This window comes from Pseudomonas sp. S150 (genome assembly GCF_004526365.1).
GTDB lineage: Bacteria > Pseudomonadota > Gammaproteobacteria > Pseudomonadales > Pseudomonadaceae > Aquipseudomonas > Aquipseudomonas putida_A.
Window position 1 is genome coordinate 3771424 of sequence record NZ_CP038207.1, and the last position, 24833, is coordinate 3796256.

Annotated in this window: 16 protein-coding genes and 1 pseudogene; 5 read left to right on the plus strand and 12 right to left on the minus strand. The window is 61.2% G+C overall.

Annotation, left to right across the window (positions count from 1 at the left end; translation table 11 throughout):
• Nucleotides 1-187: 187 nt before the first annotated feature.
• Genes fdhE through fdnG form a run of 4 tightly spaced genes read right to left on the minus strand, consistent with a single transcriptional unit; the run spans nucleotide 188 to nucleotide 5781 of the window.
• Entirely contained in the window at nucleotides 188-1114 is a 927-nt protein-coding gene (gene fdhE / locus E3Z29_RS17265) for a formate dehydrogenase accessory protein FdhE (protein WP_134786437.1), read from the minus strand.
• 3 nt (nucleotides 1115-1117) lie between these two features.
• The gene (locus tag E3Z29_RS17270; protein ID WP_047597242.1) at nucleotides 1118-1783 is read right to left on the minus strand and encodes a formate dehydrogenase subunit gamma; all 666 of its coding nucleotides are present in this window, start codon (nucleotides 1781-1783) and stop codon (nucleotides 1118-1120) included.
• On the minus strand, nucleotides 1780-2715 hold the full coding sequence (gene fdxH / locus E3Z29_RS17275; RefSeq protein WP_134786438.1) for a formate dehydrogenase subunit beta: 936 nt from the start codon (nucleotides 2713-2715) through the stop codon (nucleotides 1780-1782). Before fdxH ends, E3Z29_RS17270 begins: the two co-directional genes overlap by 4 nt.
• Complete coding sequence (gene fdnG, locus E3Z29_RS17280) at nucleotides 2716-5781, minus strand: formate dehydrogenase-N subunit alpha (RefSeq protein ID WP_167734146.1); 3066 nt, start codon at nucleotides 5779-5781, stop codon at nucleotides 2716-2718.
• Between the two features lie 320 nt (nucleotides 5782-6101).
• Here fdnG and E3Z29_RS17290 point away from each other — a divergent pair, with 320 nt between their 5' ends.
• The 4 genes from E3Z29_RS17290 (at nucleotide 6102) to E3Z29_RS17310 (ending at nucleotide 10163) form a co-directional block, all read left to right on the plus strand.
• Entirely contained in the window at nucleotides 6102-7256 is a 1155-nt protein-coding gene (locus E3Z29_RS17290) for a MalY/PatB family protein (RefSeq protein ID WP_134786440.1), read from the plus strand.
• A gap of 215 nt (nucleotides 7257-7471) precedes the next feature.
• A complete protein-coding gene (locus E3Z29_RS17300; RefSeq protein WP_027612798.1) occupies nucleotides 7472-8329 on the plus strand; it encodes a glucose 1-dehydrogenase in 858 nt (285 codons plus the stop codon).
• Between the two features lie 6 nt (nucleotides 8330-8335).
• Nucleotides 8336-9679, plus strand: coding sequence for a sodium:proton antiporter (locus E3Z29_RS17305; RefSeq protein WP_134786441.1), 1344 nt, complete (start codon nucleotides 8336-8338; stop codon nucleotides 9677-9679).
• Between the two features lie 187 nt (nucleotides 9680-9866).
• Nucleotides 9867-10163 (plus strand): hypothetical protein, encoded by a 297-nt coding sequence (locus E3Z29_RS17310; RefSeq protein WP_134787586.1) that lies wholly within the window; start codon nucleotides 9867-9869, stop codon nucleotides 10161-10163.
• Nucleotides 10164-10217: 54 nt separating this feature from the next.
• Here E3Z29_RS17310 and E3Z29_RS17315 read toward each other — a convergent pair whose 3' ends face one another.
• The 4 genes and pseudogenes from E3Z29_RS17315 to E3Z29_RS17330 form a co-directional block, all read right to left on the minus strand.
• Nucleotides 10218-10754, minus strand: coding sequence for a hypothetical protein (locus E3Z29_RS17315; RefSeq protein ID WP_047597231.1), 537 nt, complete (start codon nucleotides 10752-10754; stop codon nucleotides 10218-10220).
• Between the two features lie 66 nt (nucleotides 10755-10820).
• Nucleotides 10821-12705: pseudogene (locus E3Z29_RS17320) on the minus strand (PAS domain S-box protein).
• Nucleotides 12706-12821: 116 nt separating this feature from the next.
• Complete coding sequence (locus E3Z29_RS17325) at nucleotides 12822-15113, minus strand: ATP-dependent DNA helicase (RefSeq protein WP_134786442.1); 2292 nt, start codon at nucleotides 15111-15113, stop codon at nucleotides 12822-12824.
• Nucleotides 15110-16762 (minus strand): VRR-NUC domain-containing protein, encoded by a 1653-nt coding sequence (locus tag E3Z29_RS17330; RefSeq protein WP_134786443.1) that lies wholly within the window; start codon nucleotides 16760-16762, stop codon nucleotides 15110-15112. Before E3Z29_RS17330 ends, E3Z29_RS17325 begins: the two co-directional genes overlap by 4 nt.
• Before the next feature lie 204 nt (nucleotides 16763-16966).
• On the opposite strand from E3Z29_RS17330, the gene E3Z29_RS17335 reads away from it, so the two are divergent.
• Nucleotides 16967-17191 carry a YgdI/YgdR family lipoprotein gene (locus E3Z29_RS17335; protein WP_041064149.1) on the plus strand — a complete coding sequence of 75 codons (225 nt, stop codon included), beginning with the start codon at nucleotides 16967-16969 and terminating at the stop codon, nucleotides 17189-17191.
• A 121-nt stretch (nucleotides 17192-17312) separates the two neighbouring features.
• Here E3Z29_RS17335 and E3Z29_RS17340 read toward each other — a convergent pair whose 3' ends face one another.
• From E3Z29_RS17340 to E3Z29_RS17355, 4 genes are all read right to left on the minus strand, one after another.
• Nucleotides 17313-17687 (minus strand): hypothetical protein, encoded by a 375-nt coding sequence (locus E3Z29_RS17340; protein ID WP_134786444.1) that lies wholly within the window; start codon nucleotides 17685-17687, stop codon nucleotides 17313-17315.
• Nucleotides 17688-17925: 238 nt separating this feature from the next.
• Nucleotides 17926-19779, minus strand: a complete 1854-nt coding sequence (locus E3Z29_RS17345; RefSeq protein WP_134786445.1) for a polyurethanase — start codon at nucleotides 19777-19779, stop codon at nucleotides 17926-17928.
• A 216-nt stretch (nucleotides 19780-19995) separates the two neighbouring features.
• Nucleotides 19996-21684, minus strand: a complete 1689-nt coding sequence (locus E3Z29_RS17350; protein WP_134786446.1) for a polyurethanase — start codon at nucleotides 21682-21684, stop codon at nucleotides 19996-19998.
• 56 nt (nucleotides 21685-21740) lie between these two features.
• Nucleotides 21741-24827, minus strand: a complete 3087-nt coding sequence (locus E3Z29_RS17355; RefSeq protein WP_134786447.1) for an autotransporter serine protease — start codon at nucleotides 24825-24827, stop codon at nucleotides 21741-21743.
• Between the last annotated feature and the right edge of the window lie 6 nt (nucleotides 24828-24833).

Consider the following 24833-nt stretch of genomic DNA (forward strand, 5'->3'; position numbering starts at 1 on the left):
CACTCCCGAAAACAAGACTCTCCGGCATGACTTGACGCAACGCGTCTAAATACAGCACACCGGCCCCCAATTGTGGGAGCGGGCTTGCTCGCGAATGCGGTGAGTCAGCCACAAATGATCTGACTGACACGGCCCCTTCGGGAGCAAGCCCCCTCCCACAGGTTTTTCAGGAGTGTAGACGTTCTGGTCATTCGTCTCCCGGCGCCAGCATCAGATTCGGTGCCAGACGCTGATAGCCGTCCTGCGCCAGACGCATGTCGAGCAGCAGGCTGCTGAGATCCGCCGACAACGCTTCGCCTTCGGCATCGTTCTCCAGATAGACCAGTTTCAGGTAGCTGTTGCAGCTCGGACAGACCTCCGCACGAATCGGCGCCTGATTGGCGGCGTGGCGATCGTCCTCCAGGCTCAGGTAATCCAGGCCCTTGCTCGACTCGCAATACACGCACTTGACCCGCACCACATGCCATTCGCAGGCGCACAACGAACACACCAGATAACGCAGACCGTTGTGTTTGCCGCGATGGCGGATCACCCCGGCCATCGCTGGTGAACCACAGCCCGGGCACTGGCTGAGGCTGTCGCCGGGTTTCAGTTGCAGGTTCGGTGCGCTGAGCAGCCAGTGGCTCCACGCCGCTTGCAGCCCGGCGCCGAGAAACGGTACCAACTGCGCCGGCACCATCGAATATTGACCGCTGACCAACGCCACCGCCCACGCACGCAACTGGCCGGCACTGGCGCTGCGCAGAGTGGCGAGCGCGTCGACTACGGCGGGTTGATCGGGCGGCACATAGCGTTGCAACAGAGCATCCAGATAAACCTGCCAGCCCTCCTCGCGCACCAATGTGTCGGCAGCAAACGGCGGCAAACCATGCAACTGACAGGCTTCAATTCTTTGTTGATCAAACGGTACCGTCAGCGGTGGATCGTCGAAAACCTGCTGCTGAGTCCGGCACAATCCGGCGATCAGTCGCAGGTAATCGGCCAGCGGATGCCCCTGAGCCAATTGCTCCAGGCGCTGGGCACGCAAAGTGAACAGGTTGTGCGGCGGCAGGTGTAGAAACGGCGGCGAACTGGCCGCCGCCTCGATTTCCCCGGGTTCAAGAATGGTTGCCAAAAGTCAGCCCTTTTTGGTGATCGGTCGCTCCGGCACGTCCGGATTGCGTTCATCGCGGGTGATGTCGCGATACCACAGTTCGTGGTGCTTCTTCGCCCAGGCGCGGCTGACCCAGCCATGCAGCATTGCGTCGACTGAGCCTTTGATCCACAGGCCGGCGTAGATGTGCACGATGATGCTGAGGATCAGCACAAACCCGGCCAGCGCATGCAGGAGCATGGCCCAGCGGATCACGGTGATGCCGAAGTACGCGCTGAAATACGCGCGCCAGATCACCAGACCGGTGAATAGCAAACCAAGCATGCACAGCAGTAAAGTCCAGAACAGCATCTTCTGCCCGGCGTTGTACTTGCCCACCGGCGGCACGCTTTCTTCATCGTTGACCAGCACTCGATCGATGCGGCGCATCCATTTCCAGTCGTTGTCGATGAAGAAGTTCGCGCGCCAGAAGCGGAACACCAAGCCGAGGAACAACACGAACATCAGCACGCCCATGAACGGGTGCAGAATCCGTGTCCACGGCCCGCCGCCGAACAGGTGGGTCAGCCAGAACATCGATGGATGAAACAACGCCAGCCCGGACAGCCCGGCCATGAAGAACAGAATCGCCACCAGCCAGTGATTGGTGCGCTGGTTGGCGGTGTAGCGCAGGATCGTCTTGTTGCTCATGGCCGGTCCTCCCCGCGTGGATCGAAGGTGTGCACCGCCGGATCGACGACATGCACCGAGGTATCGGGCGGCGTCGGATGATCATCCTCTTCGGTGCGATTCGGCCCGATGCGCACATAGTGGAAGAAACCGGCGAGCACCGCCGCACCCATCGCCAGCAGGCCCAGCGGTTTGCTGATGCCTTTCCACAGACCCACCAGCGGACAGATGGCCGGCGCATCCGGCAACCCGGCGTAGATCTTCGGCGTGTCGGCGTGGTGCAGCACGTACATCACGTGAGTGCCGCCGACGCCTTCCGGGTCATACAGCCCGGCGTTGTCGAAGCCACGGCTTTTCAGGTCGACGATGCGTTCGGCGGCGTGTTCCTTCATGTCTTCTTTGGTGCCGAAGACAATGGCGCCGGTGGGACAGGTTTTCACGCAGGCCGGCTCCAGCCCTACCGCGACGCGGTCGGAACACAAGGTGCATTTGTAGGCCTTGTGATCCTTCTGCGAAATCCGCGGAATATTGAACGGGCAACCGGTGATGCAGTAGCCGCAACCGATGCAGTGATCCTGATCGAAATCGACGATGCCGTTGGCATGCTTGATGATCGCCCCGGGACTTGGGCATGCCGCGAGGCACCCCGGCTCGGCACAATGCATGCAGCCGTCCTTGCGGATCAGCCACTCGAGGTTGCCGGCGTCGGTTTCGTGTTCAGTGAAGCGCATCAAGGTCCAGGTTTCTGCGCTCAGGTCCTGCGGGTTGTCGTAGGTGCCGTGGTTGTGGCCGACCTCGTCGCGCAGCTCGTTCCATTCCGAGCAGGCGACCTGGCAGGCCTTGCAGCCAATGCATTTGGTGGTGTCGATCAGCTTGGCGACTTCCTGCTGATTTCTCACCGAGGGCGGCACCGTGGTGGTGGCCGAGCGGGCAATGATGTCTTGGCTGGCCATTTACAGTTTCTCCACGTTGACCAGGAATGACTTGGATTCCGGGGTCTGTGTGTTGCCATCGCCGAGGAACGGCACCAGGGTGTTGGTCAGGTAACCGTGACGCGTCTGGCCGGTGAATCCCCAGTGCAGCGGGATACCGATCTGATGCACCACCTGGCCGTTGACCTGCAGCGGCCGGATGCGTTTGGTCACCACCGCCACGGCCTCGATGAACCCGCGCTTGCAGCTGACCCGCACCCGATCTCCGGCGGCGATGCCCTTCTCCTTCGCCAGCACTTCGCCGATTTCGACGAACTGCTCGGGCTGGGCAATCGCATTCAACTTGCAATGCTTGCTCCAGAAGTGGAAGTGCTCGGTCAGCCGGTAACTGGTACCGGCGTATGGGAAGTCCTTGGCTTCGCCGAGGCTTTCCCAGACCGAATCGAAGATCCGCGCCGCCGGGTTGCTGGTAGCTTTCTTGTTTTGCGGATGCAGCGGGTTGATGCCGATCGGCGTTTCGAACGGCTCGTAGTGCTCGGGGAAAGGCCCTTCGTTCATCTTGTCGACGGCGAAGAACCGCGCCACGCCTTCGGGGTTCATGATGAACGGGTTCATCCCGGCTTCCGGCGGCACATCGGCCTTGTAGTCCGGCACATCGGTGCCGCCCCAGGCCTTGCCGTTCCACCACACCAGACGTTTTTTCGGATCCCACGGTTTGCCCGCGACGTCCGCCGAAGCGCGGTTGTAGAGAATCCGCCGGTTGGCCGGCCACGCCCAGGCCCAGCCCTGATGCTGATGCATGCCATACGGGTCGGCATTGTCACGCCGGGCCATCTGGTTGCCGGCCTCGGTCCAGCTGCCGGCGAAGATCCAGCAACCGGACGCGGTGCTGCCGTCGTCCTTGAGCAGGCCGAACCCGGCCAGTTGCGAACCGGCCTTGACCGCCACGCCGCTGGCATCGGTGAAGTCGGCCATGGCGCTGCCGTTGATCTCTTTGGCCAGCTCCTCCGGCGATGGCTCGTCGGGGATCTTGTACGGCCACGACAGGTTCAGCAGCGGATCGGGGAACTTGCCGCCCTCGGCCTGATAACGTTTGCGCAGACGCAAGAACAGTTCGCTCATGATGCGAATGTCGGTCTGTGCTTCGCCGGGGCCGTCGGCGCCTTTCCAGTGCCATTGCAGCCAGCGGCTGCTGTTGACCAGCGAGCCGTCCTCCTCGGCAAAGCAGGTGGTCGGCAGGCGAATCACTTCGGTCTGGATCTCGGCGCTTTTCACATCGTTGTAGGGCCCGACGTTTTGCCAGAACTCCGAGGTTTCGGTGGCCAGCGGATCCATCACTACCAGCCATTTGAGTTTGGCCAGCGCAGCCATCACCCGGTTCTTGTCCGGCAACGCAGCGATCGGGTTGAAGCCCTGGCACATGTAGCCGTTGACCTTGCCCTGGCTCATCAGGTCGAACATCTTCAGGACGTCGTAGTTGGGGATATCCAGTTTCGGCAGGTAGTCGTAATTCCAGTTGTTCTCCAGCGTCGCGTTGGCGCCGTACCAGGACTTCATCAGGCTGACGTGGAATTTGCTGTAGTTCTGCCAGTAGGACAGCTGCCCCGGACGCAACGGCATTTGCGTACGCTTTTTGATAAAGGCGTTGTAGTCCTGCTCGGCATCGCCACCCAGGGTCAGATAACCCGGCAGCGAATTGGACAACAACCCGAGGTCGGTCAGGCCCTGAATGTTCGAGTGCCCACGCAAGGCATTGACCCCGCCACCCGGCATGCCGACGTTGCCCAGCAGCAGTTGCACCATCGCCGCGCTACGGATGATCTGCGCGCCGATCGAGTGTTGCGTCCAGCCGAGGGCATAGAGGATGGTCATGGTTTTGCCGGGCGTGGAGCACGTGGCAATCTCATCCCAGATTTTCTGCATCGCATCGACCGGCATGCCGCAGATCTGGCTCGCCAGATCAATGTTGTAGCGGCTGTAATGCTGCTTCATCAATTGATAGACGCACTGCGGATCCTGCAGGGTCGGGTCGACCTTGACGAAGCCATCCTCACCCAGCTCGTAACCCCAGCCGGATTTGTCGGTGTAGCTGCGTTTGGCCGCGTCATAGCCGCTGAAGATGCCGTCCTCAAAGCCATAGCCGGCTTTGACGATGAACGAGACGTCGGTGTAGTTGCGCACGTATTCGTGCTGGATCTTGTCCTGAGTCAGCAGGTAATTGATCAGCCCGCCCATGAAGGCGATGTCGGTACCGGTACGGATCGGCGCGTAATAGTCGGCCACCGAAGCGGTCCGGGTAAAACGCGGGTCGACCACGATCAGCCGGGCAGCGTTATGTGCCTTGGCCTCGGTCACCCATTTGAAGCCGCATGGATGCGCTTCTGCTGCGTTGCCACCCATCACCAGGATCAGATTCGCGTTGGCGATATCGGTCCAGGTATTGGTCATGGCTCCACGGCCGTACGTCGGGGCAAGACTTGCCACCGTCGGGCCGTGTCAGACACGCGCCTGGTTATCGAACCCCAGCATGCCAAGACTGCGAATCACCTTCTGGGTGATGTAACCGGCTTCGTTGGACGCTGCGGACGCTGCGAGGAATCCGGTGGTCAGCCAGCGATTCACCGTTTGCCCAGTGGAATTTTTCTCGATGAAGTTGGCGTCGCGGTCGGCCTTCATCAGGTCGGCGATGCGATCCAGTGCTTCATCCCAGCTGATCCGGGTCCATTCGCTGCTGCCGGGCTTGCGCATTTGCGGGTATTGCAGGCGGCCCGGGCTGTGAATGAAGTCCAGCAGGCCCGCGCCTTTCGGGCACAGGGTGCCGCGGTTGACCGGGTGGTCGGCATCGCCCTCGATGTGAATGATATTTTGCGCGACGTTCTTCGCGGCATCGCCCTGGCTGTACATGATCAACCCGCAACCGACCGAGCAATACGGGCAGGTGTTGCGGGTTTCATGGGTGTGGGCAAGCTTGAAGTGACGCACCTGCTCGGCGAAGGCCAGCGTCGGGGCCATGCCCAACGCGCCCAGGCTAGAGCCTGCAAGGCCGATACCGGCGACCTTGAAGAATTGACGACGGCTGAGATCCATCGTGCACTCCTGATCAGGTGGAACCCGGTACTTGAGCCGGGCTTTTTCTGGACAAACACGGTTACGGCAGAATGCCTGCCGGCTTTTTCACTGTAGACAATGACCACACACTCTGTGTGAAAACCGACCGTCGGCCGTTTGTCGGTCTATTCGCCAACGAACACAAAACCCTGTGGGAGCTGGCTTGCCAGCGAAAGCGGTGGATCAGTCAACACTAATAGCGACAGTGACGACGCCATCGCTGGCAAGCCAGCTCCCACATGCGTCGCGTTGGGCTTAGAATGGCGCCCAGGACCCATCCCGCCTTCACGAGACCGCGCATGACTTTCGATTTTGATCAGGTATTCGACCGCCACAACACCGGCAGCACCAAGTGGAGCCGCTACCCGGAGGATGTGTTGCCGATGTGGGTCGCTGATATGGATTTCGCCGCGCCACCGGTGATCATCGAGGCGCTGCAGCAGCGCCTGTTGCACCCACTGGTGGGTTACAGCGTGGCGCAGGACAACTTGCGTGAGGCGATCGTCGCCGACCTGTGGGACAAGTTCGCCTGGAAGGTCAAACCGCAGGAGCTGATCTTCCTGCCGGGCGTTGAATCCGGTTTCAACATGGCTTTGAAAGCCCTGGTACAGCCGCAGCAGAACGTCGTGGTGCAAGTGCCGAACTACCCGCCGCTGCGGCATGCGCCGGGGCATTGGGGGCTGAACAAGGTCGAGCTGGAATTCATCCCCCAGGCCGATGGCACTTACGCCACGCCGCTGGAGACCCTGCGCGAATCGCTGAACGGTGGCGGCGCCCTGCTCTTGAGCAACCCGCACAACCCGATCGGCAAGGTGTTTGGCCGTGAGGAGCTGCAAGCCGTAGCGGATATCTGTGCGGCACAGGACGCCTGGATCATCTCCGACGAGATCCACGCCGAACTGTGCTTCGACGGCCGCGTGCACATTCCGACCGCGTCCCTCAGCCCGGAAATCGCCAAGCGCACCATCACCCTGATGTCGGCGAGCAAGGCCTACAACATCGCCGGCCTCAAGACCTCGTTCATGATCATCCAGGACGCCGCCCTGCGCGAGCGCGTGAACCATGCACGTTGTGGCATGGTCGATAGCGTCAATCCGTTGGGCATGGAAGCCACCCGCGTCGCCTACAGCGAAGGCGCGCCGTGGCTGGCCGAACTGAAAACCTATCTGCAGGCCAACCGCGACTGGCTGGTGGACGCGGTGCGCAGCCGCTTGCCGGGGGTGACCATCAATGTGCCGCAAGGGACGTATCTGGCGTGGCTCGATTGCTCGGCGCTGGAGCTGGACAATCCTCAGCAGTTCTTCCTCGAACAGGCCAAGGTCGGTCTGAGCGCCGGGTTGGATTTCGGTGATCAACACCAACAGTTCGTGCGCCTGAACTTCGGCTGCCCACGGTCGTTGCTCGAAGAGGGCATCCGCCGCATGGAGCGCGCCCTGAACAACCGCAATACCTGAAACACAGATGATCCCCTGTGGGAGCGGGCTTGCTCGCGAAGGCGGTGTGTCAGCCGATATCAATGTTGACTGAACCACCGCATTCGCGAGCAAGCCCGCTCCCACAGGGTTTTGCATTGTCATCGCCAAACAATCCAGCGCAAATCCGATCGAACTCACGGCAAACCGTCCGGGTCAACCGCCCATACCTGCCCTAAGAACCTCGGAGATCTGTGATGACCGACTATCCAAAACCACCCTTCCCCGCACAAGCCCAAGCCGTCCCCGGTGCGCAAAGCAAAATGCAGCCCTACCCCGACTGCGGCGAGCAAAGCTACGTCGGCTCCGGGCGGCTGGCCGGCAAGATTGCGCTGATTACCGGTGCCGACAGCGGCATTGGCCGCGCGGTGGCGATCGCCTTTGCCCGTGAAGGTGCAGACGTGGTCGTGGCTTATCTGAATGAACATGAAGATGCCAAAGAGACCGCGCGCTGGGTCGAACAGGCAGGCCGCCAGTGCCTGTTGCTGTCCGGCGACCTCGCGCACAAAGCCCATTGCCAGGAACTGGTGGACAAGACCGTCGAACGCTTCGGGCGCATCGACATTCTGGTGAACAACGCCGCGTTCCAGATGACCCACGAGACCTTCGAAGAAATCCCTGACGAAGAATGGGTGATGACCTTCGACGTCAACATCACGGCGATTTTCCGGCTGTGCCAGGCGGCGATCAAACACATGCGCCCCGGCGCGTCGATCATCAACACCAGCTCGGTCAACTCGGACATGCCCAAACCGACCCTGCTGGCCTACGCCACCACCAAGGGCGCGATCGCCAACTTCACCGGCGGACTGGCACAGATACTCGGGCCAAAAGAAATCCGCGTGAACTGCGTGGCCCCCGGACCAATCTGGACGCCACTGATCGTCTCGACCATGCCCGATGAAGAGGTGCAGAACTTCGGCAGCGAAACCCCACTCGGTCGCCCCGGACAACCAGTGGAAGTGGCGCCAATCTATGTGCTGCTCGCCTCCGATGAAGCCAGTTACATCACCGGTCAGCGCTATGGCGTCACCGGCGGCAAGCCGATGTTGTAAGCCTCCATGAGCTTTGTCATCTGGGTCGCGGTGCTTGGCGCGGTGTTGCTGACCCTCGCGCTGACCTCGTCGTACCTGCGCTGGATGCCGGTCACCACTTCGGCCGTGTGCCTGCTGCTGGGGATCGGCATCGGCCCCAGCGGTCTGGATTTGCTGAAACTGTCACTGGAAAACGCGTCCGTATGGATGGAACACCTCACGGAAGTGGCGGTGTTGTTTTCGCTGTTTGTCTGCGGCCTCAAGCTGCGTCTGCCACTGCGCGACAAGCGCTGGCGGATTGCTTTCGGGCTGGCCGGCCCGGTGATGGTGTTGACCATCGCCGGAGTCAGCGTATTGCTGCATTGGGGCCTGCAACTGCCTTGGGGATCGTCGCTGCTGATCGGCGCGATTCTCGCACCGACTGACCCGGTGCTGGCCGCGCTGGTGCAGGTCAACGACGCACGGGATGTCGACAGCGTGCGCTTTGGTCTTTCCGGTGAAGCCGGACTGAACGACGGCATCGCTTTTCCGTTCGTGATTCTCGGCTTGCTGCTATTGCAGGCCGACGCGCAACCCGGCGCCTTGACCGATTGGGTGCTGCACGGTTTGCTCTGGGCGGTGCCGGTCGGTTTGCTCACCGGTTACTGGATGGGCCGCGGCATCGGTCGATTGACCCTGTCGCTGCGCATCCGCAACGACGACAGCACCCTGAGCCCGAATGATTATCTGGCGCTGTCGCTGATTGCTCTGGCTTATGTCGGCGCAGATGCGATTGGCGGTTATGGTTTTCTGTCGGTATTCGCCGCCGGCCTCGGCTTGCGTCAGGAAGAAGTCAAATCCACCGGCGCCAGCCAGCCACCCGCCGAACACCTGGTGCAACCGGTGGTGGGCCATCAGAACATCGAACCGCAGCACGCGGTGCACGGTGATACCGAACGACTGGAAAGCAGCCAGGTCGCGGCCGGAATCATGATGGGCGACATGCTCTCGTTCGGCAGCCTGGTGGAACGGGCCATGGAAGTGTTTCTGGTAACCCTGCTCGGCGTGGTGCTGGTGCCGCATTGGGACTGGCGGGCGTTGGTCATTGGCGCGGTGCTGTTCTGCGTGGTGCGTCCGGCCTGCGTCGCGTTGATGCCTTGGGGCACTTTGCTCGACGGTGGTCAGCGGCTGTTGATCGGTTGGTTCGGCATTCGCGGGATCGGCAGTCTGTTCTATCTGTTTTATGCCTTGAACCATGGCCTCAGTCCTTCAGTCGCGACGTTGTGCACCAACATCACCCTGTCCGTGGTAGCGCTGAGCATTTTACTGCATGGCATCAGCACCCAGCCGCTGCTGGCGCGCTACGAACAACGGCAAAAACGAAAAAACTGATTTTTCCGGCGGCAATATGTCGGGAAATCCATCGAAGTTTTTTCTGAAAATAAATGGATCCCTCGGCCAAAACCGACAGTCACAACCATAACCCCTCGCTGGATGCACTCGGCGAGGTCCGGCAGGTTCGGTTCCCCTGCGGCTTGCAGCCCATGAAGAGGAATCTTTGGATAACAAGGTCACGGTCATGAAAGAATGCTCGACTCCTGCACAAATCAAGGCTTGCAGGGCTTTGGCCCTGGAACGCAATCGTCAACTGTTCGAAGATGCCCACGCCCTCAACCGAGCGGCTTACGAGCTGCTGGAAGCGGACAATCTGGACCTCGAACAGTTTGAGCACTATCGAGCACTGCACCGCAAAGCCGATGCGAAGTTCGAGGAAGCCATCGATCACTTGTGCGTCCTCAACGAAGACTTCCCGCCGATTCCAATGTCACCGCATCACTCGCAGGAATTGCGTCGGCAACTTGAAACCGTCGAATAAAGCACACAAGAAAAAGCCCGGCAGCGATGTCCGGGCTTTTTCTTTGGGCGGCGTTCAGCCCCCGGGGTTGGTCACCTGAATGAACACTGCATAAGCCCCGAGCAGGATCCAGAACGTGGCGAAGATCCAAGGCGTGCGCACCGAAAACAACAGCGACTTGCGATAGCCCTTGTGGCTCGACTCCATTTCACTGAACAGCGGCGACTCGTCGTAAGCCATGCCCATGATCGGCTCGCTGCGCAACAACTCGCTCTGCTTGTAGTGCCAGTGATCGATGATGTCGTACGCCGCACGAATCCCCGGCCAGGCGTTGAGCGAACTGAGCAACCCGAGCAGTGCGAGAAACGGCGGCACCACCAGCGTGAACAGCTTGCCCCACTCGGGGTTGAGGTTGGCCATGCACGAAGCGAAGGCAATCACCAGAAACGACTGCGCCGCGAGATAGGCATCGGTGCGATTGGCGAGGATGCTGGTTTCGTACTGGATTTCCTTGCGATAGAAATCCAGCCGTTCCTTAGGTGAGCCGAACATCTTGGCATCGTGTTCGGTCAAGTGCTCTTCAGCGCTGGGCTGAGTCAGTATGCGGGGCAAGGGACGCGCACTCCGTGGCGGGGAAACCTTTTAGAAGGCCCTCGCCACGGACAAGTTCAGGCGGATTCACTTCATCGACTGCGCGATGATTTCCACCAGGTTGAGCTGGGTGAATGGCTTGGGCAGACGCGGCAATTGCGCGGCAAAGCCTTCCAGACGTTCGGCGTAACCGGTGGCCAGAATGATCGGCAGATCCGGCTTGAGCAAACGCACCGCATGCGCCAGTTGCGCGCCGCTCATCTGCGGCATGGCCATGTCGGTGATCATCAGATCGATGACTTCGCCCTGCTCGAACAACGCCAGCGCCTTGGCACCGGACGTGGCGCTGATCACGCGATGGCCAAGGTCTTCGAGCAGCAGCGTGGTGCTGGTCATCACCAGCGAATCGTCGTCCACCACCAGCACGCTGAGGCGCGGCACCAACACCGGTTTGACCGCCGGGTAGAGGTTTTTTGCCGTCTCCCCGGCTAACGCCACCGGTATCCACATTTCAGCGCGGGTGCCATGGCCTTTTTCGCTCTTGAGAATGAAACGGCCACCCAGTTGCTCGATAAAGCCATGCACCATCGACAAGCCCAGCCCGGTGCCCTTGCCCACGCCCTTGGTGGTGAAAAACGGATCCCTGGCCGAACCCAGCGTGGCTTCGTCCATGCCCTCACCCGTGTCGATCACGCTCAGGCACACATAGCGTCCCGCCGCCATTGACGAATGGCTTTGCTCAAGCACGACTTCCGGCTGCGCGCAAATGCACAGGCTGCCACCGTCGGCCATGGCGTCGCGGGCGTTGGTCGCCAGATTGAGCAACGCCAGTTCCAGTTGGTTGCTGTCGGCCAGCACCGGTTGCAGATCCTCGGGAAAGCGTGTCTCGATGCGAATCCCGGGGCCTATCGAGCTGCGCAACAGTCCGGTGATGCCTTGCACCAGTTGCGGAATATCGACCGGCTCGGTCTTGAGTTCCTGACGGCGGGCGAAGGCCAGCATGCGTTGGGTCAGCGATACGCCACGCAATGCACCCTGCGTGGCGTTTTCCAGCAGACGACTGTTTTTCGGGTCGTCACCGATGCGTTTTTGCAGAATCTCCAGATTGCCCAGAATCACCGTCAGCAGATTGTTGAAGTCATGGGCGATGCCGCCGCTGAGCTGACCGATGGCCTGCATCTTCTGCGCCTGAAACAGCGCTTCGCGGGTCTTTTCCAGCGCCACTTGCGACTCATGGGCTTCGGTGACATCGCGGGTGATCTTGGCAAACCCGAGCAGCGTGCCGGTTTCGCCGCGAATGGCATCGACCACCACGTGGGCCAGAAACCGCGTGCCATCCTTGCGCATGCGCCAGCTCTTGTTCTCGAAACGGCCCTCGCGGGTGGCAATCTCCAGTGCCCGTTGCGGTTCGCCGGCCACACGGTCTTCCGGGGTGTAGAAAACCGAAAAATGCTGGCCGATGATTTCTTCCGGCTGGTACCCCTTGATCCGCTGGGCGCCCTGATTCCAGTTGCTCACACGACCCTTCGGGGCTGAGCATGTAGATCGCATAATCGGTGACACCCTGCACCAGCAGGCGAAACTGCTGTTCGCTTTGCTTGAGGGTTTCCTCGGCCATCTTGCGGTCGGTCAGGTCACGGGTGATCTTGGCATAGCCGAGCAGTTTGCCGTTGGGATCAATGATCGGATCGATGACCACATGGCACCAGAAGCTGGTGCCATCCTTGCGCACCCGCCAGCCTTCGCCTTCGAAGCGTCCTTCGTGCAGCGCTGTGTCGAGCGCGCGTTGCGGCAGACCCGCCGCACGATCATCGGCGGTATAGAAGCGCGAGAAATGCTCGCCGAGAATCTCCGCCTCTTCGTAGCCCTTGAAGCGTTTGGCGCCGGAGTTCCAGCTGGTGATGATGCCGTCCGGGTCGATCATGTAAATCGCATAATCGACCACCGCATCGATCAGCAGACAGAAACGCATCTCCTCGATCGCGGCAGTTTTGCTCGGGTTTGTCACTCATCAGATTCACCGCTGGTTTTCATTAGCGCAAGTATGCGGCAATCCGGCGCCATGGGAAGGTGCAAACGCGCCTCTATTCACGGCATGATCAATGGGTTGATTGAGGACGAGTCGGTGCCGAGCGACCACCAGCGTGGCAGCAGTTGCTGAATGCGCGGTTCGGCGAAGCGGTCATCGATCAGCATCACCACGCCACGATCTTCACGGGTGCGGATCACCCGCCCGGCGGCCTGCACCACTTTCTGCACGCCCGGATACAGATAGGTGTAGTCGTAACCGGCGCCGAAAATCGCCGCCATGCGCCGTTTCAACTGTTCGTTGACCGGGTTGAGCTGGGCCAGCCCCAGGGTCGCAATGAACGCGCCGATCAGCCGTGCCCCGGGCAAGTCGATGCCCTCGCCAAACGCACCGCCCAACACGGCGAAGCCGATGCCCTGACTGTCGGCGGTGAACTGATCGAGAAACGCCTGCCGCTGTCCTTCCGCCATGCCCCGGGACTGCTGCCACAGATTGATCTGCGGATGGCGTTCGGCGAGCAGCGTCAGCACTTGTTGCAGGTAATCGAAGCTGCTGAAGAACGCCAGGTAATTGCCCGGGCGCTCGCTGAACTGGCGGGCGATCAGCTCGACGATCGGTTCCAGCGACGCCTGGCGATGATTGAAGCGCGTGGAGATACGGCTGACGATCTGCACTTGCAGCTGTTCGGCGCTGAAGGGTGATTCGACGTCTATGCATACCGTGTCGGCGGGCGTGCCGAGCAGATCGGCGTAATAGCGTCGCGGGCTCAGCGTCGCCGAGAACAACACGCTGCTGCGCGCCGCTTTCAGGCGCGGGCCGATGAACGCCGCCGGCACCACGTTGCGCAGGCACAACTGCGACAGCGGCCGCTTGCGCTCAAGGTCGCGCTTGCTGATGTCGAACAGGTAATGCTCGTCGAACAGTTCCGCCACCCGGCCGAACTGCAGCATGTCGAAATAGAAGGTTTGCAGCGCGCTGTCGAGTCCCTGCGGATGGTCGTTGAGGTAATCACCAATGGCCGCGCTGCACAGCGACACCGCTTGCAGCAGTTTCTCCGGGGCCTTGTCGTAGGCTTGATACGGCGCCAGTTGCGGCTGATGCAGCGCGTTCCACTCGCGGTTGACCCGTTGCAGGGATTTTTTCAGCACCTCGGGAGCGCTCTTGCGCACACTGGCCAGCGCGGCCTGATCGAGACTGGCGCTGTACATCGAGCGCCCGCGTTCGACCAGGTTGTGCGCTTCATCGGCCAGCACCGCAACCTTCCACTGATTGAGCTGGGCCAGACCGAACAGCAGCGCGCTGAAATCGAAGTAATAGTTGTAGTCCGCCACCACCACGTCGGCCCAGCGGGCCATTTCCTGGCTCAAGTAATACGGGCACACCGTGTGCTCACGGGCCACTTCGCGCATCGCCGCCTGATCGAGCAGATTGATCCGGCTGGCCGCTTGCCGGGCGGCGGGCAGGCGATCATAAAAGCCCTGGGCCAACGGGCAGGATTCACCGTGACAGGCTTTGTCCGGGTGTTCGCAGGCCTTGTCGCGGGCGACCATCTCCAGCACCCGCAGCGGCAAGCGTTCAGACTGATCGAACAACACCTGACTGGCATCCAGCGCCAGTTTGCGCCCCGGGGTCTTGGCGGTCAGAAAGAACACCTTGTCCAGTTGCTGCGGCGCCAGCGCCTTGAGCATCGGGAATAGCGTGCCAAGGGTTTTACCGATCCCGGTGGGCGCCTGGGCCATCAGGCAGCGGCCGGTGCTGACCGCTTTGAACACCGATTCGGCCAGATGCCGTTGGCCGGGGCGAAAGTCCGCATGGGGAAAGGCCAATTGCTGCCCGGCCAGATTGCGCGCCTCGCGATGGGCCATTTCCTGCTCGGCCCAGTTCAGGAACAGCCGGCATTGTTGTTCGAAAAATTCCTGCAAGACCGGCGCATTGAAGGCCTCGACCAGACAGGTTTCCTTTTCGCTGACGATGTCGAAATACACCAGCGCCAGATTGATCTGCGCAAGTTCAAGCTTGCGGCACATCAGCCAGCCGTAGATTTTCGCCTGTGCCCAATGCAGCTGCCGATGGTTGGCCGGTTGCTTGCTGAGGTCGCCGCGATAGGTTTTGACTTCTTCCAGACAGTTCTGCGCCGGGTCATAGCCGTCCGCCCTGCCCCTGACCTTCAATTGCAGAAACTCGCCTTCCAGTGCCACTTCGCTTTGGTATTTGTCGCTACGCCGCGAGGCCACGGTACGGTGCCCGAGCATGCCTTCGAGGGCTGTCGGTGAAGGGGTAAAACGCAGGTCGAGGTCGCCGGTCTTGGCGGTGAACTCGCACAGCGCGCGGACGGCAATGCTGTAGCTCAAGCGCTCTGCTCCGCCCATTGCACGTAGCACACGGCGACCGGCATCTGGTGTTGGTGGCAAAATTCCAGCCAGCGCAGTTGGTTGTCCTGCAAGCGGTCACCGGGGCCTTTGACTTCGATCATGCGGTAGGTCTTGTGCTGCGGCCAGAACTGGATCAGATCCGGCATGCCGGCGCGATTGGCCTTGATGTCGAGCAGCAGGCGATTGAACCAGTGCTTGAGGTGTTCCGCCGGCAAACACGCCAGCGCCTGCTCCAGCAGTTGCTCATTCAACGCGCCCCAGAACACGAACGGCGACTGCACGCCCCATTTGGCGGCGAAGCGCTCACGAATGGTCGCCGCATAACGGCCGTCGTCGAGTTGGTCGAGACAGGCCTGGAACAGTTCGGCGCGGCGTTGCTGAAAGTCTTCGTTGAGCAGATCCACCGGCCCGCGCTGGAACGGATGAAAGAACGCTCCCGGCAACGGCGCAAAAATCGCCGGCCAGCACAACAGGCCGAACAGCGAGTTGATCAGGCTGTTCTCGACGTAGTGCACCGGGCCGCTGTCTTCGTGCAAATGCGCCTGCACGTAAAACTCCACAGACAATCCCGGATCAGTGCGCGGCAGTTGCAGATCGAGGCGCTCGACCGGGCGTGGCGTTGCGCGTTTGAGCGGCGGCCCGCCGAGTTTGCGTCGCAGCCGTGGCAGCATCCGCTGCAGACTCTGCTGTTCGGCGGCGCTTTCCGGCGCCTGTTCGGCGAGGCTGGCGAGCTCCAGCGCCAGTGCGTATTCGCCACAGCGCTCCAGCACGCGGATCATTCGCTGACGGGCGCCGGGGTAGGCGCAATCGCGGTAAATGCTCAGCGCCAGGGCGAACTCAGTGATGCGTTCGCAATACTGGCCGATCTGGAACAGCACCTTGCCGCGCCGCCGCTGCAGCCACGGGTTGTCGAACTGCAACGCGCGGACCTGCTCGACGATGGGCTCCAACGGTTCACCGGCTTCGAAAAGCAGTTGGCAATGATGCAGGAACAGGCAGGCGTCAACGTCTTCACGGCTGCGCAGACCACGGGAGTCAGCGCAGAACTCGACTTTTTCGTAGGTAAAGATCCCGAGGTCGGCGAGGACGAATTCCGACCAGTCCTGATAAAGATTGCCGAAGAACATCAGACGCAGGCGGTCGCAGAGGTCCATGATGGTCAGGCTGAGCAAGCGGTCGCCGAGCGTCGGTGCCCAAACGGAGAGGCTGCGCGACTCGCTGAATTGCTCGGCGAGCGGCGGCAGCCAGTCGTCCTTGCGGCCCTTGGGTTGCTCGATAAAGCTGCCGAACGCCTGCAGCAGTTCAGCCTTGAGCAACACGTCGAACACTTCGGGCATGCTCAATAAAGCCTGATCGTCGAGCCAGCCGTGACGCAACAACGGCTGCGCGGCGTTGCTGATGTCCCCGATTTCCGGGTAGTTGAGTTTGCCGAAGCGGAAATGCACGCCCTTGCGCATTATCATGCGCACCAGCAAACCCTGCGAAGCGCGTGGCAAGGCCTTGAAGTCGCGGATAAAGCCGTGCTCGGATTCGCTCATCACATCGGCATAGCGAAGCTCAAGCCAATCAAGCACTTGCCGGAAGTTGTTGAGGTAATAGAACGGATCGTCGAGCGGGTTGGCAGTCACGGTAATTCAGGGCCATGGCGAGCGAATACTGGTTATGCGTACAGATACCAGCTCTGCCCCGTCGCGTGCAAACGGAAAAAGATCAGTGGCAGCGCAATCGGGATTTTTTCAGGGTGCCATCGAACTTTTCCCCGTTCGATGGCACCAACCGCGTTAGAGACCGAAGTCGGTCAATTGATATGGAATGAGGGATTTGAGGTGGGTATGAACATCAAGACTCTGGGTCTTCCCCTGGCGGTAGCAGCCTTCCTGGCATTGGGCGGCTGCTCGACACCGACCGTGGTGACCTTGCAGAACGGTACTCAGTATTTGACCAAGGACATGCCGAAAACCAAGAACAAGGACGGGTTCTATGAGTTCGAGGATATTTCCGGGACCAAGGTGAAGGTCCGCTCTGACGAAGTCGCGACGGTGCGCAAGGAAGACTGACACCCTGCTGTACGTGTAGGAGCTGCCGAAGGCTGCGATCTTTTGACTTTGTTTTTCAAGATCAAAATCAAAAGATCGCAGCCTTCGGCAGCTCCTACAGGGGAAGTGTTATCCGCCTGGGTTATTCGAAAGCAGGCAGGCCCACAATGCTGTGATCGCAACTGAAATGCTGCTCACCGCGCCGCGCCAGCTCCGCTTGCAGACGCCGGCAGCGCTCCAGATCCTGTTGGGTCATGCGGTCAATGCTCAGATTGCCAGTGGCTTGCGCTTGTTTGTCATCACCGCGCCGAAACGTCACGAACGGCTGTTCGGGCTGGATCTGAAACAGGCTTTTCTCTTCGACCGGCTCGGCTGCTTCGGTCTTCGCCGGTTTCGGCAATTGATCGCTGCTGATGCCGTAGCGGCTCAAAATCGAGGTTTGAGGCAGATCGGCCCAGGCATTGGCCGATAACAGCGCCAGTCCGACAATCCCGACATACCCCTTGAACCTTTTCACGTGTGCATCTCCTGTACTCAATGGCGGCTGGCTATAGAACGTGTGTGCACGTGCTGGCTTTAGGCCGCTTCTGCTGTTTGCAGAGCTTTTGAGTCAGGGTGTGGCTGTTGAGTCACTTTTGATACCGAGTTGTGGCGAGGGAGCTTGCTCCCGCTTGAGCGCGTAGCGCTCACAAAATCTTCAGGGCCGCTTCGCGACCCAGCGGGAGCAAGCTCCCTCGCCACAGGTTACGGATGCATCAGGCGATCACAATTCCATCGGCACTGAGGCTATTCAGCGCCACCCCAACCAATGTCACCGAATCCCCGCCAAACTTCAGCACCGTGTCCTGCCCCACCATCGAGGCATGCGCGCGGAAGTCATCATTGGGCAACACACCCTGCACGCCAAGGAACACCAGTTTGTCGTTCGACGTAAAACCTACCACCCGATCCTGACCGAACGCGCCGTTGAACAGGAACGTATCCGCCCCGCCCCCCGATTCCATCAGGTCATTGCCGGCGCCACCGATAAACACGTCGTTGCCGACGCCGCCAATCAAATGATCGTTGCCATCCAGACCAAACAACCAGTCACCGCCGGCATGCGCCTTGAGCGTATCGGCGCCGCTGGTGCCTTTGACGCTGGACTCATACTGAGTGACGTTGCTGCCGACCTTCAGACCGCTGGCCGTGACGCTGTGGGTCACGTCGTCCTTGAACAGCCCCCAGAGAAAGCCCGGCTCCTTGGTGACGATGCTACCGATGTCGCGGGTGATGCTGATCCCGCCGTTGGCGTCGCGCACGTACAGATTGCCGGCGCCGTCGTTGGCGAAGTCGAAGGTGTTCACCGACTTCTGCAAATCGAGGGTGTTGTTGCCGGCGCCACCGAGAATCACGTTGTAGCCACCACCGTCACGGAAAGTGTCATTGCCGGCGCGACCTTCGAGGTAGTCGTTGCCGCTGCCGCCCTGGATCAGGTCATTACTGTCACTGCCGATGATGAACGTGCTGCCCTTGTGGGTTTCGGCGTTGCGGTTCAGATCCTGCACCCAGGTGTTGGCCCGCGCCGGGTCCGACAGGTTGGCGACGATGATCGTCGAGTCCTTGCTGGTCAGGTCGTAGAACTTCGACTCGATGATGCGGTTCATGCCGTCGCCGTAAGCGGTCGGCAGGTGCGAGATCCAGGTCGGGATATTGAGAATCGAGAACGGCAGCAGATTCCACGCGGTCGAGGCGTAGTGATCGTTGAAGCTGACGATGTTGTCGGTGGTCGATTCCTTGGGCGCGTCGTGCACGCCGACCGAGGCGCCGGTGAAGGTCGAGCCGTCGAGGGCGCGGAACACCGGATCGTTTTCGTAACCGACGTTGAGCACTTTGTCGGTGCTGCTCTGGGTCGGCGAGGCGTAGGCGATGTAGTTGGAATCGGCGAAGAACCCGCCCCACTTGCCGCCACTCAGGTCAGCCATGCTGTTGACCGCCAACCCGCCGAGGCTGTGGCCGCTGACCAGCACGTCCTTGCCGCTGAGGCCGTTGGCCTTGGCGAACGCCACCACGTCATTCAGTAGATTGCCGAACGCTTCGCCGACGTAATTCTTGGCGTAGTCCTTGGGACCGAACGCTGCCAGCAGGTCGTTGATCACGTCGCCGATGGAATCGAGGATCAGGTTTTCCCGCGGGCCGCTGGTGCCGCGAAAGGCGATACCGATTTCCGTGATATGGCCCTGGGCGTCGTACTTGCCGAGGATTTCCACCTGAGCGGTGGTGTAACCGGCCTTCTCACCGAAGAAGGTTCCGCGCGCGTCGGTCTTGCCGTCGTAGCCCAGTTGCGAGGCGGTGATCGGTGTCCAGCCAGCCTTTTTCACCGCGTCGAGGGCGAGTTTTTCCGAGTCGGGGTTCCACGGAATACCGGGGATCACCCCTTGCGAATCAGTACCGCCGAGCAGCGCAGTCACCAACGTGGCCGGCAGGCCGAGACCGAAGCCGTTGTGCTGATAACCGGCGGCAAAGCCGTTATCGAGGTTGTGGTAGGAATACAGCGTGATCGCCATGGCATCGCTGAACAGCGCCTTGGAATCGGCTGTGCCGAAGTTCTTGTAGTCATACACACCCATTGCTATTGCCTCTCTTTTGTTGGAATTGTCAGAGATAGCTCACAGCCAGGGCGCCCCTCACGGGCACGCCCCGGAGCATTTCAGTACTACTTGCATTGCTTTTAACTGTAGGAGTGAGCCTGCTCGCGATGAGACCGTGTCAGGCAACATGGATGGAGACTGACTGACCGCGATCGCGAGCAGGCTCACTCCTACAGGGTTTGTCTTAACAAGGAGCTAGGCGAACACGAACGCCGAGTCCGACAGGTTAGCCACTCCCACCCCGACCAGGGTCACGGCATATTCGCCAATCTTCAGCACGGTATCGGCCCCCGACTGCACAGCATGCTGCTTGTAGTCGTAGCCCTGCCCCGCGCCTTCGACGCCCATGAACACCAGTTTGTCGCTGCCCTGATATCCATTGATCGCGTCGAAACCGAACGCGCCGCTGAACAGAAAGGTGTTGTTGCCACCCACCGCCGTCATCACGTCGTTGCCGGCGCCGCCGACGAAGGTTACGTGGCCCTTGTCGCTGATCAGCTTGTCATCGCCACCCAGCCCGAACAGCCAGTCACCCTCGGCGCTGGCGTGTAGTGCGTTGCCATACGCATCGCCGTTGAGCGAATGGGTGTACTGGGTCAGTTCGCTGCCATTGGTCAAACCCTTGGCCGTGACACCCCAGGTGATTTCCTTGCTGCCCCACCACGAACCCGACTCCTTGCTCACCAGCGAGCCGATGTCGCGGGTCATGCTGATGCCGCCGTAGGCGTCGCGCACGTACAGCGTGCCGTCACCGTCGTTGGCGAAGCTGAAGTTCTGCAGCGGTTTCTGCAGCTCGAAGGTGTTGTGGCCCTGACCACCGAGGAGGATGTTGAAACCACCGTCATCGCGGAAGCGGTCATCGCCGCCCAGGCCTTCGAGGAAGTCGTTACCCGCCCCGCCCTTGAGCCAGTCGTTGCTCTGCGTGCCGATGATGAAGGTGCTGCCGGTGTGCGGCTCGCCGCTGCGCCCCAGATCCTCGACCCAGGTCTTGCCCCGGGACGATTCCTCAAGGTTGGAGACGATGAGGGTCGAGTCCTTGTGTGTGAGGTTGTAGAACTTCGAATCGATCACCCGGTTCAAGCCATCGGCATACCCGAGCGAGCTGTGGGCCGACCAGTTCAGCGGATTGACGATGCTGAACGGCACCAGGTTCTGCGCGGTGGACGCGTAGTTGTCGGTGAAATTGACGATGTTGTCGGTGGTCGACTCATGCGCCCCGTCGTGCTTGCCCAGCGAACCGCTGCTGAACGTGGTGCCGTCCAACGCACGGAACACCGGATCGTTTTCGTAACCGATGTTCAGCACGTTATTGCCGGTGCTGCTCTGGGTCGGCGAAGCGAACGCGATGTAGTTGGCATCCTTGAAGAAACCGCCCCAGTTGCTGGCACTCAACTCGGCCACGCTGTTGACCCCGAGGCCACCGAGGCTGTGGCCGCTGAACAGCACGTCCTTGGCGGCGATGCCGTTGGCGATGGCAAACGCGGCAACGGACTTGAGCAGGTTGTCGAAGGCATTTTTCGCGTAGTTGCTCGCGTAATCCGATGGCCCGATGGCGGCCAGCAGGTTGTTCTTCATGTCGCCGAAGGTGTCGCTGTAACCCAGTCCGCCAGTGCCGCGAAAGGCCACGCCGATGCCGATCAGCTTGCCGCCGGCGTCGTACTTGCCGAGCACCTCGGCCTCGGCGCTGGTGAAGCCGTCCTTCTCGCCGAAGAACGTGCCTTGGGCGCCGACCTTGCCCTGATAACCCAGCGCCGTGGCGCTGAGCGGTTTCCAGGCGGTGGCCGGCAACGGCTGGCCGGTTGGCGTGTAGGCATACAGCGTCAGTGCGATGGCATCGCTGTACAACGCTTTGCCGTCGGCATTTTTATAATCGAACAATCCCATGTTGTGCTCTCTCTTCCTTCAAAACCGGCAGCCCCCAAGGGACTGCCGGCACGCTTTTAGAACTGCCAGTCGAGGGTCAGACCCACACCGTGGTCTTTCTCGTTGTTACCGATCAGTCCGTTGTAGTCCAGGTTGACCCGGACATCGCGATTGAGCGCCAGCCCGGCGCGTACGCCGACCACCGCCGCGTCACGATCCATCGACACACTCTGCACAGTGAAGGCGCTGTTGCCATTGGCGAAGGCCAGGTGGCTGTCAGCATCGACACTGCTCAGGTTGTGCTGCCAGCCGAGGGTCGCGCCCAGTTCCAGCTGATGTTTGTCCGACAGCGCGAAGCTGCGTTTGGCGCGTACGCCAAGGGTCGACAGCATCACGTCGCGGTTGTCTTCGCCGCTCTTGAGCGCCGCAGCATCACCCTTCTCGGTGAAGCTGTCGGTGTTCAAGTGCACGTACGACAGGTTGGCGAAAGGCTCCAGATTCATCGGTTGCAGGCGCAGATCGTAAGCCGCTTCGGTGAACACCTGAGTGGTCGCCGCATCGTGCTTGGTTTTCTCTTTGCCATTGACGCCCGCGAACTGCAGATCACGCTTCACATCCACGCGATGCCAGCTGTAAGCCGCACCGGCGGTCAGACGCAGCGCATCAATCTGATGCCCCAGGTACGCACCCAGGTGGTAGCTGTCGACCGAGGCCGACGAATGCGTGTCGCTGCCCATGTTCAACGAGCTGTCGCTATAACCGGTAACGAAACCCAGACGCGTATCTTCAGCAATCAAACCGTCGACACCGGCCAGCAGCCCGCCAATGGAGCTGTTGGAGTCGGCGTTTTCATGGCCGCCATCGCTCTTGCCCCACGAACCCAGTACCTTGACCCAGGCGTTGCTGCGGTCGTCGGTCGGTGCGTCGGCATTGAACAGATCACGCTCACGCAGACGCTCGCCCACCGCTTCACGCAGGTAGCGACTGTCGTTGATCAGCATCGTCCCAATGGCGGGATGAATCTCGCCGGACAGTTGCTGGAAGGCTTGTTGCGCCGAGGCCGCATTCGGCGAAAGCAGCAGGGTTTCGAACAGCGCATTGCCCGCGCCCAGACCCTCGGCAGCCGCGCCAACCGCACGCTGGTTCGGCGTCAGGCCGACACTGGCGAACGACGCGCCGTTGCGCCCGACGTCCAGTTGCACGCCGTTTGCCGAGTACGCCAGGGTGCCGCCGAGGAACGCGTAGTTCGGCAGCACTTGCCCGAACTGTCCTTGGATGCCACCGGCCGCTTGCAGGATGTTGAACTGCGAACCGAGCAGGCTCTTCACTTCAGTCGTCGTCAGCAAGGTCGGGCTGTTTTCCAGCGACAGACTGACCGTGGCGCCATCGATCAGCGCTTTGCCACCAGCAACGATCTTGTCGCTGCTGGTCGGCGAGACTTCCACCGCGTAGGTCGAACCGCGCTCGAAGGTCACGTCACCGGCGACGTTCAGCGTGCCGATCGAGTTGCCCGGGGCGACGGTACCGCCGCTTTTCGCGGTCAGTGCACCGATGCGGCCGTTACCGCCGAGGATGCCGCTGTCGTTGACCGTGACCGCCGAAGCCAGCGAGCCATTGATCGCCAGACGCCCCTGATTGACCAGAGTCGGGCCGCTGTAGGTGTTGTTGCCGGTCAGCACCAGCGTGCCGATGCCCTGCTTGGTCAGGCCGCCGTGACCGGAAATGTCGTTGCGCCAGGTGTCGAGGCCGCAAGTGATGTCGGTGCACAGGCGCTCGGTCGGTTTGCCCTTGTCGATGATCGCGCCGATGCCCGGCAAGTCCGCGACAAACTGCCCGGAACCGTAGGCCCCCTGAATGCGGAACTCTTCCGGGATGTCCTGCTCGGTGACGAACATCGCCGGGCCGTCGATGCCTTTGCGCAGGTTGATCATGCCCCAGCCGTACAAGGCGTCGACGCCCGGTGCGCCGAGGTCGGTGGCGGTGGTACGCAGCACCGTGGCGACCTGATCGCCCGTCATGTACGGGAAGCGCTCCATCAACACCGCCATCGAGCCCGCCACATGCGGTGCGGCCATCGAGGTGCCGTTGTAGTTCTTGTAGCCGGTGGTCAGGTTATCGGCGTTGGTGCCGCTGATGATCGAGCTGTAGATCTGCGTGCCCGGCGCCGAGACGCAGAAGCTCGCGGTGTAGCCGCAGCGCGAGGAAAACGTACTCATGATGTACGGATTGGCGCTGGCCAGATCCGGGTTCTTCTGCAACGCGGCGACGGTGATCCAGTTCGGCGCGATGTCCGGCACGAAGTAGCCGAGGCCGGCGATGGCGTCCGGGTTGTTCAGGTTGTAATCGTTACCGGCGGCGAAGATCGTCACGATGCCGCTGCGGGCGGCGGCGATGGCGCCGTCGTAGGCGCCGCCGGGCTTGGTGCCGAGCAGTGTGCGGATCTCGTTGAACTGCACTTGCGCGTCGTTGACGGTGAAGTGCGGATACGCCGGGTCGCGGCCGCCGAGGTCGAAACGGTCAGTGATGCCGATGCCCCAGCTGTTGTTGATGATCCGCGCGCCACTGGCGATCAGCGCATCCCAACCGGCCTTGTACACCGCGCCGTCGTTGCCACGGACGATGCCGTCTTCCGGGCCCGGGTCGCCGTTATCCGCGCTGATGATCTGCGCACCGAACGCCACGCCGTGCATCGGCCCGCCGTCACGGCTGCCGGCAGCGATGCCACCGACGTGGGTGCCGTGGGCACCGAGCTTGCCGTCGGAACCGACCGAGGGCGAACCGTCATAACGGAACGCATCGCCGGCTTTGACCGGGATGTACGGGTCGGTGTATTCGCGGATTCCGCTGGTGACCAGGGTGATGACTTTATTGGCACCGGAGAACTCCGGGTGCGCGGCGTACACCGGCTGGTCGAAGATCCCCAGTTTCACACCTTTGCCGGTGTAACCGGCGGCGTAAGCGTGATCCGCGCCAATGGCGCCCAGGCCCCATTCCGCCTGGAACTCGGCGCTGCGCCAACTGGCGGGATCGCCAGTGCGGCCGCTTTCCACGTAAGGCGCCGCGTGCGCGGTGCCCCAGGTGGTCAGCGCACAAATCACGGCGCAATTGAGGGTTTTCATGGCGAAGCGACCGCCCGTTTGCGCGGGGGTTTTGTTGTTATTCATCCAGCG

What these genes read in the sequence shown, in the direction of transcription:
- E3Z29_RS17270 (WP_047597242.1), bottom strand. Translation starts at nt 1,783, where the DNA reads ATGAGCAACAAGACGATCCTGCGCTACACCGCCAACCAGCGCACCAAT.
- E3Z29_RS17355 (WP_134786447.1), bottom strand. Translation starts at nt 24,827, where the DNA reads ATGAATAACAACAAAACCCCCGCGCAAACGGGCGGTCGCTTCGCCATG.
- fdxH (WP_134786438.1), bottom strand. Translation starts at nt 2,715, where the DNA reads ATGGCCAGCCAAGACATCATTGCCCGCTCGGCCACCACCACGGTGCCG.
- E3Z29_RS17290 (WP_134786440.1), top strand. Translation starts at nt 6,102, where the DNA reads ATGACTTTCGATTTTGATCAGGTATTCGACCGCCACAACACCGGCAGC.
- E3Z29_RS17350 (WP_134786446.1), bottom strand. Translation starts at nt 21,684, where the DNA reads ATGGGATTGTTCGATTATAAAAATGCCGACGGCAAAGCGTTGTACAGC.
- E3Z29_RS17305 (WP_134786441.1), top strand. Translation starts at nt 8,336, where the DNA reads ATGAGCTTTGTCATCTGGGTCGCGGTGCTTGGCGCGGTGTTGCTGACC.
- E3Z29_RS17345 (WP_134786445.1), bottom strand. Translation starts at nt 19,779, where the DNA reads ATGGGTGTGTATGACTACAAGAACTTCGGCACAGCCGATTCCAAGGCG.
- E3Z29_RS17335 (WP_041064149.1), top strand. Translation starts at nt 16,967, where the DNA reads ATGAACATCAAGACTCTGGGTCTTCCCCTGGCGGTAGCAGCCTTCCTG.
- E3Z29_RS17310 (WP_134787586.1), top strand. Translation starts at nt 9,867, where the DNA reads ATGAAAGAATGCTCGACTCCTGCACAAATCAAGGCTTGCAGGGCTTTG.
- E3Z29_RS17300 (WP_027612798.1), top strand. Translation starts at nt 7,472, where the DNA reads ATGACCGACTATCCAAAACCACCCTTCCCCGCACAAGCCCAAGCCGTC.